Here is a 12,159-nt window from a genome sequence, read left to right as displayed (position 1 = left end):
GCGATCCCGCATCCGTCACCCAGCTTCCCTACTTTTCTCCGCTGAGCTTTAGGACCGCTCGGCAAAATAAGAGGCTGATTATAACCACGACTCCCGCGGGATTGCGATCCCGCATCCGTCGTGGTTATAATCAGCCTCTTACCATTTTGCCTCGCGCACTCTACTTAATTCGCACCAAGAAATACTTCTTCTTTCCACGACGGACAATGACAAACTTCCCTTCAAAGTGAGCACTTGGATCAATCTCTGCATCCACATCCTGCACCTTTTCACCATTAATCCGGATCGCACCATTCTTTACATCTTCTCGCGCCTGTCTTCTCGAAGCCTCAATCTTCGTATCATCAACCAACCACAATATAATGTTTTTCTTCTCAGCACTAACCTCAACAGATGGCATATTCTTAAATCCCTGTTCAATCTCTTCTGCAGTTAAATCCTGCACCTCACCAGAGAACAAAGCCTGAGTAATATGCTGTGCCTCAACCACCGCCTGTTTGCCATGCACAAATTCCGTCACTTCTTCTGCCAAACGACGCTGAGCCTCACGCTTCTCAGGCTCCGTACGTACCTTTTCTGCCAACGCCTTAATTTCGTCTTCATCAAGAAATGTGAAGTACTTCAAATATTTCACTACATCCCGATCATCCTGGTTAATCCAGAATTGATAGAATTCATATGGTGACGTCTTCTTAGGATCCAGCCAAACAGCTCCACCGGCCGTCTTACCAAACTTAGTCCCATCTGCTTTCAACATTAATGGAATCGTCAGCGCAAACACATCTGTATCTGAACCTTCAATTTTATGGATCAAATCAATTCCAGCAGTAATATTACCCCATTGATCAGCACCACCAATTTGTAACTGAACATTTTCATGTTTATATAGATGAAGGAAATCAATTGATTGTAAAATCTGGTACGTAAACTCTGTGTATGAAATCCCTACTTCCAAACGACTTGCGACAACTTCCTTATTCAACATTGTATTCACATTAAATAACTTACCGTAATCGCGCAAGAAATCTAACAAAGAGATTTTTGAAAGCCAATCGTAGTTGTTCACGATAGTAAAGTTTTTCGTCCCAAACAGCTTGATCATTTGTGCGGATAACGCATCTTCATTATGTTTAACCTGCTCCATAGTCTGTAGAACTCGTTCAGAGTTTTTACCCGAAGGATCACCAATGGCACCAGTTCCACCACCAATTACAATTACCGGATGGTGACCCTGAAGCTGGAATCGTTTCAACATCATAAAGGGAATCAAATGGCCAATATGCAAACTATCACCAGTTGGATCAACACCGCAGTATAAACCAATTTGTTTCTTATCTGTAAGTTCATGTAATCCTTCTTCATCCGTTGTTTGATTGACGGCACCCCGCCATTTTAGTTCATCAATAATATTCATGTAATCGTCCTCCTTATTATTTTTGATATAAAAAAAATCCCTAAAGTCAATAAAGACTCTAGGGACGAATTTTTCCGCGTTACCACCCAAGTTATTACATTTCAATGTAATCACTCAACATCGATAACGGGATGAATCGCTAATTTAGGATTAGAAGCTCAACAAGTGTAATTCACAATTATCACATTCTGGTTCGCAATCCCACCAGATCTCTGAAATGTTGGATAATCTGCTACTTCGGTTGTCTCAATGCTTTTAATGTTAATTACATATTAAGAGAGTTGATTTCGCAAGTCAAGCATCTTTTTACAAAACTAGGCGAATCAACGCCATACAAATAATTCCGACCACCACAATCACAATCAAACTTTTAGAAATAATGGCGGCGATAAACGTGGGCACAGTTGCCAACAAATTATCGAGATTGACCGTTGGTAACGAGCCAGCGTGATGAGTAAAAATGTTTTCCATAATCAGCGCCGTCATAATGACAATGGGCACAAAACTCAAATAGCGAATCAACCACTTTGGTAAATAGAAGTTTTTAACCAGTACAAACGGAATTACCCGCGACAGCCATGTAACCAAGCCACAGCCAATAATTGCCCACATAACTTTCATCGTGATCGCCATTGTTCCACCACCATTCCTAAAAAGCATCCAATCAATGTCGTGGCAATCAACGCCACATTATCAGAAAAGAAGATTGTCAAGCCATACATTAACGCACAAGCAATGACCACCATAACAACCTGAAATCCAAATGCTTTGCTGCGATCGGTAATCATTTGCAGGTAGAGAAGCCCGATAAACATCGCTACAAGGGCAAAATCAAGACCAAACGCTTTTGGATCACCAACCAAATTTCCAAGAATGCCACCAGCTGCCGTGGCCAACGCCCATGTGAGATAGGCAACCAGATTGGCCCCGTGAAACCAGCTTGGTGCCAAACGATGATTCGTAAAATTAAGTTTGTTCATGCTTAACGCGAAAGATTCATCTGTTAGCAAAGTACCAATCCCAATGTTTTGCCAAATCGAATCTTGGCGAAAATATTGAGCTACCGTGGTACTCATTAAGATAAAACGCGCATTTACTAAGAATACAGACAACATGATAAACGGAATTGAACTGCCAACCAGCAATAAACTTACCATGACGAACTGTGCCGAACCAGCATATGTAATTAAAGACATCAAGAAAATTTCTAGAACACTCAAACCACTCGTTTTTCCGACAATTCCAAACGCTAAACCAATGCCAATGTACCCAAATACAGTTGGCAACGCATCTTTAACACCTGTTTCAAAATTTAGTTTATCATTCACTCAAGTTCATCCCTTACCCACTTTTATTTCCGCCAACAGCCTTTTTAACAAAAAATCAATTTATAAACGTTTTATTTGTTATAATTTAGACAAACTATTGTTCAGGAGGCACCCCTATGAAAACCTTGTATATCGACCACATCACCGTTGGCTCTTACACTTATCTTTTGGCAGTAGGTGACCGCGGTTTAGCTTTTGTCAGTTCGAACACTGATGGCGAAGATGACCTGCAGCATTATTTTCCTCACGTTCAAAAAGTGAAAAATTCGGTTAAGACCAATGCCTACGCACTAGCACTTAAAAAACTGTTAACCGGCGAATCGCAAAAATTCTCTCTACCAGTAGAGTTCAACGGAACCCCTTTTCAAAAATCTGTCTGGCAAGCTCTTTGCAATGTTCCTTATGGAGAAACGACAACTTACAGTGCATTAGCCGAAAAAATCCACCGACCAACTGCCATTCGAGCGGTTGCTAATGCAGTCGGAAGAAACCCCAATCAAATTGTGATTCCTTGTCATCGTGTATTGCGAAAAGACGGTTCAATTGGTGGTTATCATGGTGGTTTGCCTTTAAAACGTGACCTGTTAGCTCTTGAAGCGCGCACAAAACAAAGTTAACCTACCACTTCAAAAAGTTCACAAAGACAGTTCATATCTTCACTAAATGTTTTGCCAGCCTCTTTGTATTCTTGCTTAAAAAATGCCTCATGGACCTTACGCCAATAAGCTAATGTGCGATCACCTTCGCCTTCGTAGTACGCGTGTTCAGCGGTTACATTTTTATAAGGAACGACCTCCACAGCGAGTGTTTTTGTGATGCAAACTGGATGACCATGACCATCCAAAATCATGTTATATTCACCGACCTGCGGATAAGCCTCATCTTCTTCATATAAATCATATGCCGAAGTTGTGGCTGTTTTTATACCTCTGAATGTCAAATCAGCAAGTTCATTTGCCATCTCAGGTGTAGAGCCAAACGTCCAAGCACTGTAAACAGCACCATTTAACTGCTGCTCCTTTACAAACGTTTGCCAATAGGCTTTAATTTCAGCTTCATGTGACACCAAATCACCTCATTAAATATTTTTACCATTATAGCATTTTTACACGCCTCAAGTCCGTATCAATGTGCTCCAAAATTGATTCGTTTTTCCTCATGGCGACTGGTCTTAACCATCTAATTAATTTAAACTTTCGGTCTGGTGTGATACGGTTTATTCAGGTAACTTAAATATAAGGAGATTATTTTTATGACAACTAAATTATCACGCGGTAAATTTGAAAACTTACAAAAACTAGCAGATGACGAAGGCACCATTAACATTCTGGGATTAGGTGAACACACTAAATTTCAAGCGATGATGAAAACTGCTGAAGAGTCTGCCGGCCATCAATTTGAAGTTGATCAATGCATCGAATTTAAGCAAATTTTATCAGAGTTCTTATCACCAAATGTTTCCGGAGTGCTTTTGGATCCAACGCTGGGCACTAAAGCCATGCAATCTCGATCCAAGGATACTGGCCTAATCACCGTCTATGAGTTATCCGATCAAACACCTGACCACCTTTCCTTAAATCGTTTAGTTCATGCCAAAACGAATGGCGTCAAAGTTCGCGTGGTTTACAATCCCCACACTGATGAACAGACAACTGATCAAAAACTTGCGCTACTAGAACGCGTCGGCGCAGAAGCTTTAGCAGCTGATCTGCCCCTCTTTGTGGAACCCGTTGTTTATGATGATCAAGTTTCTGATAAATCAAGCGCCGAGTTTGCCAAATTGCAACCTGATCTGGTCATCGATACCATTAAGGAATTAACTAAAGAACGATATCACATTGACATTCTTCAAATAGAAACACCAATTAACTTTGCTTACACAGAAGGATTTGCAGAAAGCAATGCAACCGTTGTTTATTCTCAACGTGAAGCCGCAAAATTGTTGAAAGAAGCCAGTGACACCACCACGCGGCCATTCATTTTTCAAACTGGTGATAATTCTGTTGAAACCTTTCAAACTGCGGTTAAATTTACAGGAAAGGCTGGAGCAAAATTTTCTGGTGTGATGACCGACTATTCTTTAGTCCAAGATGGCATCACTGCCTACGCTACTGAAGGGGAAAAAGGTCTCCATCAATGGTTAGAAACAACTGGAAACAAGAACTTAACTGATCTAAATGATATTCTCGAAAACTATGCAACTCCTTGGTACGATCGGTTTGGAGGTCAAAAAGATTTAGAGCTCTTTGACAATCCAATTAAATTATAAAAATCTAGAATAAACGCAATTTAGATTGTTATTTTGAACAAATGGTGCTATGATATCGGTGCGATATCAAGTAAACGGTTTCATATTCATTTTTATTTCTTAGAGGAAGTAGATTTTTATGAAAATTAGTGCTGATGTTTTAAAATCTCAAATTACGTTTAAGCCACAAAAAGATGGCGTTGATCCGTTTTTATCCTGGTGCCACATTCAGATTGATGGGGAAGAATATCCTCGTGGTGGGAAAAGTCTTTTAAAAAAACGAGTTTCTCGACCGAAAGTGCGTTCCAAAACAACCGTGGCTTATGACAAAGACAAAATTGATATCATAATTGAGGGTAATCTATATAAAAGTTATCCGATTACTGACCTTAAGTCATTAACAGTTTTCATCATGAGAGGCTTTGCTGTTTACTACCCTGGTCGTGTTTCTAACAACACGATTTCTATTTTAGAGTTTCCAGACACGCAATATTACTTTGACACACCAACCCCATTGCCGGCGGCCATTTTGTTGGCATCACCAATTTTCGATCACACTACCGTCAATGATCCGATGAATCTCAAAAAGTTCGGAAGTGGGCAAAGTTTACAAGATATGAATGACCACATTGCTCGGATAGGTTACGAAAACTTGGTGAAAGATACGTCACTAAGTTGGTTGGCAACTACTTTTAATCCAGAAGAAGAGCCCTATCAACTTATGACCAATTGACAAAAGGCAGTTTGTGGCTTATCTTTGAGAAACTTAGACGTTTCAAACAGGAGGTCACAACTATCAGAGAACAGCATTTAATCAAACCTAAATATGGCTCACGTGCATTTTCGACATTTTTGTACTTCATTTTCATTCTAGCAACAATCTGTTTGTTTACAGTTTTCAATAAAAGTTTCGGTCAGATTGTAGCCACAAGCGATCCCATTGTGGACCGGATTGTGAGTGTTGTAAACGAAAAACTACCTCAATATGATGGCTATTCCGTTCAACTCACTGAAGCTGTTATTAAACCTGATCTTAAAACTGCCGTTGGGCAAGTTTATGACGGTAAACAAATAAAAGTCGATCCAACAGCGTTTCAAAATCAATATTTGCTCGAATTTCGCGACCAGCTTCCAACCTACAAAATGATTACCTATCTCGTTATGCTAGTCACGTTTGTGTTTGGAACCTTATTTAGAATTCGGTATCGCAGATCAAGACATTATTAAACCAAAAGGGCAGTTAGGTTCTGAGCGCCGCCTAGACTAATCAGAAGAATCTGCCTTTTTCTTCAAAGTTTAGAAATAACATTCAGAAAATATAACGAGGCCGGACAAAACTATGTTTTTGTCCGACCTCGTTTTCTATTCTCCAGCTTTTTTGTTACCACGATTTTAGCAATCGATCAATTGTCACCAAGACCCCATTTTCATCATGGCTTGGCGCAATTTCGTCTGCAATATCTTTTATAGCTTGCGGCGCGTTTGCCATTGCAAATCCTTGTCCCGCTTCCTTTAGCATCTCCACATCATTACCACCATCCCCAAAAGTAACTACGTTTGCCATCGGCATATCCAGAAAGTCTGCGACGCGTTTAATCGCATTTGCTTTATGGGTATTAGGAATGATTAAATCAATATCGCCATGGCCTGAAGACACGGGTAATAATTTACCTGCAAGCTCATCATCCAACAACTGCAAAATTTCTTCCGTTTTCTCATCTGGACACGACATGCCAATTTTCATAACTGGATCGTCAATGGTAGCCAAATCAGGAACTAACTTTAGTTTATAGTAATATTTAGCCGTCATCTCGGCAAATGATTTAGGAGCTGAATCCAAAACATACGCACTTTTTTGTGCACTCACCACCGGATAGACGTCATCCAGACTAGCTAAGAATGAAATAGCATGCTGATAAACAGCGGGATCCATCTTTGCCGAATACACAATTGTTTCATCAGGTTGCTTCACTAATGCCCCATTATCCGACACAAACCAAATCGAATCTGCGGTATGGGGAAAAAACGCGCGTAACTGTGAATCCTGATTCCCGCTGGCCACTACAAACGTCACGTTCTTAGCTTGCATCCGCGGATACAACTCTAAAAAAAATTGCCGATCAAAATTTTGTTGACTGTTTAAAAATGTGCCGTCCATATCAACAGCAATTAATCTATTTGTCATGTCTAATCTCCTATGCGTTTTCATAATTGATTTAATCATAACAAAAAGCGCTTACAAAATAAAGTAAGCGTCGGCTAAGTTTGTTCGTAATTTATTGAACCATCTCATCTTCAACCGCTTTAATATACTTCTTTGCAATAACTACACGCCCATTAAAATCCGTAATCCGCATCAAGCTATGTCGGTCTTCTTGACAGACGGTCTCCATGTCCAATTCAATCAAATAGGTATTTTCATATTCCTTAATGGCACGTCCCCCAAACCCATTCTTAATCATGGGACACTGATTACAAACACCCTCAAATCTTTGATAACTACATTCTTCATCCCTCATGACGATCCTCCTACATTTTTCTTATACTTAAGATAAGATTTACTTTAAATAAAAAGTTTGAAGAATGTGTGAACAAAGTTTAGATTAAGATTGAAGTTATAGATTGCATAATAAAAAGAGGACAGGTAAAAAATAGTTTTGCCCGACCTCTTTTTATTTAGTAACCGGAAGAAGCACGGTAAATATCGTACCGCCACCCGGATTATCAGTAACCTTAATTTTTCCTTTATGCGCGCGGACAATCCATTCCGCAATTGACAAACCTAATCCATTTCCACCGGTCTGCTTATTACCCGATTTCTCTTCACGATAGAATCGTTTAAAAACTGATTTTTTGTTTTTATCACTAATTCCAATTCCTGTATCACAAATCTGAATTTTTAAATTACGAGCTTCAATATTACTATTAACGGTTATCGTCGCGCCTTTTGGTGTATATTTTATCGCATTATCCAATAATAATAACGATTAATTGGTGCACCCGTTTGGCATCTAACAAAACTGGGCGATCTACATGAATTGATTTCACCAAATTTTTATCTTCACTAGCAATCAAATCCGTATAAGGTTCCAGAATTTCATTTATGAAACTTGAAAAGTCCACTGGTGCTTTTTCCAGCGTAATCACGTTGGAATTGGCCCTCGCCAATGTTAACATATCACTCGTTAATCCATTTAATCGGCGTATTTCCGAAAGCGACATGATAATAGCCCCCACCTGATTTTTTATGGTGTCATTGGGTTTAGTCATCAAGCCTTCAAGTTTGTTTTGGATAATCGTCAATGGTGTTCGGATTTCATGCGCCGCACTATCCACAAATTCCTCTTGTTGTTGCCAAGCTTTCAGTACCGGTTTCATATTAATCCTGGAAATAATGTAACTAATGATAAAGACGATTAATCCGAACACGATGAAAGAGGCTAACAAGAGATTCTTGAATCGATCAATACTTTGAATTTCTGGTGTAATATTTTTCAAAACCAATGCATATTTGGGCTGCTGGCTCGTCGGTAAGGTTTTCCCACTTCGGTTTACCATCAATTGAGAATTTACTTTTAAATAAACTCCCCGCATTGTGACACTACCAACCTTAATATTATAAATTTTGTTCAGCTGTGACTTACCAACTTTAACTTTGGAAACTGAACTCGACATATTACTCAAATTTTGTGAATTAACAATTTTCCCTTTCGAATTATAGTACACCGTAATCGTTTGAAAATCTGGTGGCCCCATCATATTGGTACTATTGGCAGCCATTGTGGCCCGCCGGCTCAGCGTATTATCAATACTGGTATAGGTATTTCGTTGATAAAAAACAAAAATAATCGTTCCCAAGATTGTAAAAACAATTAAAAAACTAAAGAACTCAAATAAAAATAGCTTAATTTGTTGCTTTCGATTTACAATTTTATCCATTAATTCACTTCCAAAAGAAACCCTACATTACGTAAAGTTTGAATCAATTTTGGCCGACCTGCCTTTTCTAGTTTGCGGCGAAGATTACTAATATAAATATTCACGACATTAATCGTCGTATCGGAATCCATCCCCCAGATTCGGTCAAAAATTTGTTCTCGCGACACAATAATGTTTTTATTCTGTGCTAAATACGCTAAAATCTCGTATTCTTTTCCCACCAATTTTAGTGGTTGCCCATCAACTGTAACTTGTCGATTCTCAGTATTTAACCACATGTCATCATCGACCATCAATCGTTTGTCATCTTGATAAACACCACTGCGTTTGAGCAAGGCTTTTACCCGCACAATTAATTCCTCTCGATGAAACGGCTTAGTTAAATAATCGTCAGCCCCAGTATCAAAGCCGGTAATTTTATCTTCCAAACTATCTTTAGCCGTCAAAACTAAAACAGGGGTCTCAATTTTTTCTTTTCGAATATTTTTGATGATCTCTAAACCATTCATCAGCGGCAACATCAGGTCAACGATGAACAGATCGTAAGGCTCTTCAGTTGCCAAGTATTCGCCTTCTTCACCATCAAACGCTTGCTTGACTGAACCAATATCAACTAAAAAGTCACGTACACTGTCCGAAAGCTGATGGTCATCTTCAATTAATAAAATTTTTACAATATCTGCCATCTTGCATCCCTAATTTCTTTTTTTGATTTCTTTACCATTTTCCAAGTATTTGGTGTTATGCAACAACAAATTCTCGATTTTCCAAACTGATTTTAACATCGCCCTGATCCGCAATTTTTGGATCATGGGTAACAATAATAACAGTTTTATGGTGTTCATGTGCTAAGTCCTGGAACAACTTAATGATCATAGCCGAGTTTTCACCATCAAGGTTTCCAGTTGGCTCGTCAGCAATTACGATATTGGCATCCACCAGCATCGCCCGGATAATGGCAACTCGTTGTTGTTGCCCGCCAGAAAGTTTCTGCACGTTTTTCTTAGCATCAGCTTCCTCGATTCCGACGCCCTTAAGAGAATCAAGGACAAACTGTTTTTCGCCTTTATGTTCTGAATCAGTGACAGATAGGGCCGTTAAAATGTTATCCAATGCCGACATATAATTTAATAAATTATACTGTTGAAACACAATTGCAACTTTATGTTTTCGATAGTTGGTAGCACCAATCTTTTTAATGTTTATACCATCTAAAAAAATATCTCCTTTTTGTGGCTTATCTAGACCGGCAATAAAGGATAAGAAAGTTGTTTTTCCTGATCCTGATGCACCAACTATTGTATAGACTTTGTCAGAATCAAAACTTAAATCAACATCTTCATATAGTGGTTTATCTGCCTGTCCGTACCAGTGGGTTAAATTTTTTACTGTTAACATTTCTTCAACTCCTTATTTTTCTTGGATTTTTTTTTTTTTTGAATTGCTATAGCTTTTATTCACCTATCAGGATATCCTTCGGCCTTAATCTCAAAATACTAATTGCCGAAACACAAACTGCTAAGGCAATAATAACTAAGCCCATTCCGCCTAATTTAATAACTGAGCTTGGACTGATACTTGTGTTTAAAGTCTTCAGTGCTTTCTTACTTGCAGAACTAGTTGTCGATTGAGTAGTCATAGCTCCACCACGCATACCACCGCCAGTTTGGCTGGATCCAGGAGCACCGCCGCCTCCAGGACCACCATTGGCTCCTGATGTAGAGGTTACGGACGTTGTTTGCTGTTGGGCCAACAGCTGATTACCCACTTTGTTGCCCACAAAATTTCCTAATAGCAGGGCAATAACCATGGCCCCGATTAAAATAACAAACAGTTCCGAGAAAAGCTGGCCGATAATGTGCATTTTTGATTCGCCCAGTGAAACTAAAACACCAATTTCTCTTTGACGTGTTCTTACGGACAGGATAATGATCAAACCGAGAATAATTGTTCCGGCAATTGCAACTAACCACACAATCTTCTTCGCAAATGCTTGAACGTTTTTCATTGGTTGCAACAATTGTTGATAACTTTCATCGTTTGAACTTACGCTAAACGAACTACTATTTATAATGCTCTTAATTTTTTTAGTTGTTGATTTTTCTTTTGCTGAGTTTGAAAGTGTATAGGTAACTGTACTTGATTTACCCTCTGTACCAGTAATTGTGGCAGGTAATGTGTAGCTGGTATAAATTGTGTTGCTAGGATCACTACCAGGCATACTGCTTGTGCTTGTCGATTTAGCTTTGTAAATCCCGACAACTTTCAATTTAATGCTCTTTTTACCAGAAGTTGTCATTTTTACGGTAATTGTATCTCCAACTTTGATCCCATTAGAACTTGCCAGTTCCTTTTCAATGACCACGTTCTTGCTATTGGCATCACTTGTCGTTATGTTCCGTCCGGAAACAATTTTATCTTCTTTAGAGATGAATGAAGAAGTAAGCTTTGTGCTTGAAACGCCATCAATGGTGATATTACCAGTAGATGCACCGCTGGCACCGCCTTTCATCATGCCACCCCCTTGAGAACCAGTAGTGGTTGAAACGGTATCAAACGAACTAGCGTTTACTGAAGCTGTATTGGTAATATTATAGTAAGCAACAGTACTTAAACTACCTGCTTTCTTAAGTTTTGCGTTAGAGACTGTCGGTGTTGTGATCGTCTTTGTCTTTGACTTTGACGCACTTGAACGCATCTTCGAAAACATTTTGTTACGATTGGCCGAAACACTAATCGTAGTTCCTGCCGATTTTGTCACACTATTTGTCGCAGAAACTGCGGCGTTTTGAATAATGATTCCTGATAATACAAAAACCAGAATTGCAGACATAATCAACAGCAATAATAAGCTTTGCCCTTTTTTATGGGTCAAATAAAGCGTTGAACGTTTTAAATAATTCATTCTTTCATCTCCTTGAATTGATAAACTCATTTTACGTAAGTTACGTTAAACGAAGATTAAGAATTTTTAGGAATGGTTGTTTTTTATATCCTCTAAATTCATACTGATGACTTAGGCTGATTTTCGGGCCGAAAATCTTCTATGCTCCGGACGTTGTCCATTCTTGTGGCCGAAGTTCTAGCCGCAAGAAAAGTGGTGCGCTTAAACTGCTTTTGGATTTTAATTATCTGTCTTTTTAGACAGAAAAAGACCGAATCACATTCGCGGTATGATTCGGTCTCTAAGCTATACAGGGGAGTTAGCTTTCAATGATGTAAGTTAATTT

The 12,159-nt window shown here is 39.0% G+C and carries 15 protein-coding genes and 1 other annotated feature; of the genes, 4 read left to right on the top strand and 11 right to left on the bottom strand.

Annotated features, from left to right (window positions below; all coding sequences use genetic code 11):
- Positions 1 to 160: 160 nt before the first annotated feature.
- From tyrS to PPA04_RS08550, 3 genes are all read right to left on the bottom strand, one after another.
- Positions 161 to 1,414 (bottom strand): tyrosine--tRNA ligase, encoded by a 1,254-nt coding sequence (gene tyrS / locus PPA04_RS08560; protein ID WP_057784831.1) that lies wholly within the window; start codon positions 1,412 to 1,414, stop codon positions 161 to 163.
- A gap of 57 nt (positions 1,415 to 1,471) precedes the next feature.
- Positions 1,472 to 1,673, bottom strand: a binding site (T-box leader).
- Between the two features lie 47 nt (positions 1,674 to 1,720).
- Positions 1,721 to 2,047, bottom strand: a complete 327-nt coding sequence (locus PPA04_RS08555) for an AzlD domain-containing protein (RefSeq protein WP_057784832.1) — start codon at positions 2,045 to 2,047, stop codon at positions 1,721 to 1,723.
- On the bottom strand, positions 2,032 to 2,742 hold the full coding sequence (locus PPA04_RS08550) for an AzlC family ABC transporter permease (protein ID WP_057784833.1): 711 nt from the start codon (positions 2,740 to 2,742) through the stop codon (positions 2,032 to 2,034). The genes PPA04_RS08555 and PPA04_RS08550 overlap by 16 nt, the downstream gene beginning before the upstream one ends.
- A gap of 116 nt (positions 2,743 to 2,858) precedes the next feature.
- Between PPA04_RS08550 and PPA04_RS08545 the strand changes: the two genes are divergently transcribed.
- On the top strand, positions 2,859 to 3,359 hold the full coding sequence (locus PPA04_RS08545; protein ID WP_057784834.1) for a methylated-DNA--[protein]-cysteine S-methyltransferase: 501 nt from the start codon (positions 2,859 to 2,861) through the stop codon (positions 3,357 to 3,359).
- On the opposite strand, the gene PPA04_RS08540 is transcribed toward PPA04_RS08545, so the two are convergent.
- Positions 3,356 to 3,808, bottom strand: coding sequence for an ASCH domain-containing protein (locus PPA04_RS08540; protein WP_057784835.1), 453 nt, complete (start codon positions 3,806 to 3,808; stop codon positions 3,356 to 3,358). The two genes, PPA04_RS08545 and PPA04_RS08540, sit on opposite strands and share 4 nt — an antisense overlap.
- 186 nt (positions 3,809 to 3,994) lie before the next feature.
- Here PPA04_RS08540 and PPA04_RS08535 point away from each other — a divergent pair, with 186 nt between their 5' ends.
- The 3 genes from PPA04_RS08535 (at position 3,995) to PPA04_RS08525 (ending at position 6,217) form a co-directional block, all read left to right on the top strand.
- Positions 3,995 to 5,011, top strand: coding sequence for a tagatose 1,6-diphosphate aldolase (locus PPA04_RS08535; protein ID WP_057784836.1), 1,017 nt, complete (start codon positions 3,995 to 3,997; stop codon positions 5,009 to 5,011).
- A gap of 118 nt (positions 5,012 to 5,129) precedes the next feature.
- Positions 5,130 to 5,723, top strand: coding sequence for a hypothetical protein (locus PPA04_RS08530; RefSeq protein WP_057784837.1), 594 nt, complete (start codon positions 5,130 to 5,132; stop codon positions 5,721 to 5,723).
- A gap of 11 nt (positions 5,724 to 5,734) precedes the next feature.
- A complete protein-coding gene (locus PPA04_RS08525; RefSeq protein ID WP_147206795.1) occupies positions 5,735 to 6,217 on the top strand; it encodes a hypothetical protein in 483 nt (160 codons plus the stop codon).
- A gap of 154 nt (positions 6,218 to 6,371) precedes the next feature.
- Here PPA04_RS08525 and PPA04_RS08520 read toward each other — a convergent pair whose 3' ends face one another.
- The 7 genes from PPA04_RS08520 to PPA04_RS08490 all read right to left on the bottom strand — a co-directional run bounded on the left by PPA04_RS08520 (position 6,372) and on the right by PPA04_RS08490 (position 11,834).
- Positions 6,372 to 7,175, bottom strand: a complete 804-nt coding sequence (locus tag PPA04_RS08520) for a Cof-type HAD-IIB family hydrolase (protein ID WP_057784839.1) — start codon at positions 7,173 to 7,175, stop codon at positions 6,372 to 6,374.
- A 91-nt stretch (positions 7,176 to 7,266) separates the two neighbouring features.
- Complete coding sequence (locus tag PPA04_RS08515; protein ID WP_057784840.1) at positions 7,267 to 7,509, bottom strand: hypothetical protein; 243 nt, start codon at positions 7,507 to 7,509, stop codon at positions 7,267 to 7,269.
- A 153-nt stretch (positions 7,510 to 7,662) separates the two neighbouring features.
- The gene (locus PPA04_RS08510) at positions 7,663 to 7,965 is read right to left on the bottom strand and encodes a sensor histidine kinase (protein ID WP_057784841.1); all 303 of its coding nucleotides are present in this window, start codon (positions 7,963 to 7,965) and stop codon (positions 7,663 to 7,665) included.
- Positions 7,958 to 8,929 carry a histidine kinase dimerization/phospho-acceptor domain-containing protein gene (locus tag PPA04_RS08505; protein ID WP_057784842.1) on the bottom strand — a complete coding sequence of 324 codons (972 nt, stop codon included), beginning with the start codon at positions 8,927 to 8,929 and terminating at the stop codon, positions 7,958 to 7,960. The genes PPA04_RS08510 and PPA04_RS08505 overlap by 8 nt, the downstream gene beginning before the upstream one ends.
- The gene (locus PPA04_RS08500; protein ID WP_057784843.1) at positions 8,929 to 9,615 is read right to left on the bottom strand and encodes a response regulator transcription factor; all 687 of its coding nucleotides are present in this window, start codon (positions 9,613 to 9,615) and stop codon (positions 8,929 to 8,931) included. Before PPA04_RS08500 ends, PPA04_RS08505 begins: the two co-directional genes overlap by 1 nt.
- A gap of 55 nt (positions 9,616 to 9,670) precedes the next feature.
- Positions 9,671 to 10,327, bottom strand: coding sequence for an ABC transporter ATP-binding protein (locus PPA04_RS08495; RefSeq protein ID WP_057784844.1), 657 nt, complete (start codon positions 10,325 to 10,327; stop codon positions 9,671 to 9,673).
- A 55-nt stretch (positions 10,328 to 10,382) separates the two neighbouring features.
- A complete protein-coding gene (locus tag PPA04_RS08490) occupies positions 10,383 to 11,834 on the bottom strand; it encodes an ABC transporter permease (protein ID WP_057784845.1) in 1,452 nt (483 codons plus the stop codon).
- Positions 11,835 to 12,159 lie beyond the last annotated feature (325 nt).

This window comes from Pediococcus parvulus (genome assembly GCF_007990205.1).
Taxonomy (GTDB): domain Bacteria; phylum Bacillota; class Bacilli; order Lactobacillales; family Lactobacillaceae; genus Pediococcus; species Pediococcus parvulus.
The sequence above is the reverse complement of the archived record's forward strand: the minus strand, read 5'-3'. Positions and strand labels throughout refer to the sequence as shown.

What these genes read in the sequence shown, in the direction of transcription:
- PPA04_RS08515 (WP_057784840.1), bottom strand. Translation starts at nt 7,509, where the DNA reads ATGAGGGATGAAGAATGTAGTTATCAAAGATTTGAGGGTGTTTGTAAT.
- PPA04_RS08545 (WP_057784834.1), top strand. Translation starts at nt 2,859, where the DNA reads ATGAAAACCTTGTATATCGACCACATCACCGTTGGCTCTTACACTTAT.
- PPA04_RS08530 (WP_057784837.1), top strand. Translation starts at nt 5,130, where the DNA reads ATGAAAATTAGTGCTGATGTTTTAAAATCTCAAATTACGTTTAAGCCA.
- PPA04_RS08535 (WP_057784836.1), top strand. Translation starts at nt 3,995, where the DNA reads ATGACAACTAAATTATCACGCGGTAAATTTGAAAACTTACAAAAACTA.
- PPA04_RS08490 (WP_057784845.1), bottom strand. Translation starts at nt 11,834, where the DNA reads ATGAATTATTTAAAACGTTCAACGCTTTATTTGACCCATAAAAAAGGG.
- PPA04_RS08500 (WP_057784843.1), bottom strand. Translation starts at nt 9,615, where the DNA reads ATGGCAGATATTGTAAAAATTTTATTAATTGAAGATGACCATCAGCTT.
- PPA04_RS08505 (WP_057784842.1), bottom strand. Translation starts at nt 8,929, where the DNA reads ATGGATAAAATTGTAAATCGAAAGCAACAAATTAAGCTATTTTTATTT.
- tyrS (WP_057784831.1), bottom strand. Translation starts at nt 1,414, where the DNA reads ATGAATATTATTGATGAACTAAAATGGCGGGGTGCCGTCAATCAAACA.
- PPA04_RS08555 (WP_057784832.1), bottom strand. Translation starts at nt 2,047, where the DNA reads ATGGCGATCACGATGAAAGTTATGTGGGCAATTATTGGCTGTGGCTTG.
- PPA04_RS08495 (WP_057784844.1), bottom strand. Translation starts at nt 10,327, where the DNA reads ATGTTAACAGTAAAAAATTTAACCCACTGGTACGGACAGGCAGATAAA.
- PPA04_RS08520 (WP_057784839.1), bottom strand. Translation starts at nt 7,175, where the DNA reads ATGACAAATAGATTAATTGCTGTTGATATGGACGGCACATTTTTAAAC.